The sequence below is a fragment of the Ochrovirga pacifica genome, assembly GCF_000220525.1.
In the GTDB taxonomy this organism is placed as follows: Bacteria; Bacteroidota; Bacteroidia; order Flavobacteriales; family Flavobacteriaceae; genus Ochrovirga; species Ochrovirga pacifica.
On the sequence record NZ_AFPK01000003.1, the window covers coordinates 1 to 743 of the forward strand.

The 743-nt window shown below is 34.9% G+C and carries 2 protein-coding genes; both read right to left on the reverse strand.

What is annotated here, in order from left to right; all coding sequences use genetic code 11:
* Nucleotides 1–138: 138 nt before the first annotated feature.
* Nucleotides 139–438, reverse strand: coding sequence for a type II toxin-antitoxin system RelE/ParE family toxin (locus FS85_RS0100210; protein ID WP_010133913.1), 300 nt, complete (start codon nt 436–438; stop codon nt 139–141).
* Entirely contained in the window at nt 431–682 is a 252-nt protein-coding gene (locus tag FS85_RS0100215; protein ID WP_010133914.1) for a type II toxin-antitoxin system ParD family antitoxin, read from the reverse strand. The genes FS85_RS0100210 and FS85_RS0100215 overlap by 8 nt, the downstream gene beginning before the upstream one ends.
* Nucleotides 683–743: the final 61 nt, after the last annotated feature.

Genomic DNA, 743 nt, shown 5'->3' on the forward strand with positions numbered 1-743 from the left:
CAACGGTCTAGTATAACCGTCAGTTACGGTTTTAAAGTTAATGATTTTCGGTTAAGAACTGACGTTAGCAATTCCGAGTGGATTCGGACGTAGTCGAATCCGCCGTAATTGCGGTTATACATTGTTGGGTGTAGTTTTTTATTCAGTTATTCTGTTTTTTAAATCCATTTGTCCGTGTAAAATTCTGGTAATTTCAATCGGTTGGTTAATTCGTTTTCGGTAAAAAATAATGTGTCGACTGGTTTTAAGTCCAAATAAATCATTGGTTATTCCAGCATAATTTTTTCCTAATTCAGGGTTGTTAGCAATGTCTTGGCAACTATCTAATAGTAAGTTGTAATATCTGTCGGCTTGTTGTTCAGACCACTTTTCAATAGTATATTGCCAAATTCCAGTTAAATCCTCAACCGCTTTGTTGGTCAGTTCATATTTAGCCATTCTTTTTATGTCTAGCTTTTAATTCCTGAAGATGTTTTTTGGGGTCAAAATCGTGTGCAATTCCGCTGTCAATTCCTTCCTGAATTGCGTTCCTCAAAGCAATAACTTTACTTTCTTCGTTTTCTAAAAGTCGAAGTCCAGCTCTAATTACTTCACTTACATTTTTGTATCGTCCAGCAGAAACTTGGCTACTCACAAATTGGTCAAAATAATTTCCGAGTGATATTGATGTGTTTTTACTCATAATTCAAATATTTACTCAAAAGTACCAAAAAGTGGTATATTTTCCAAATTACACCCAACGG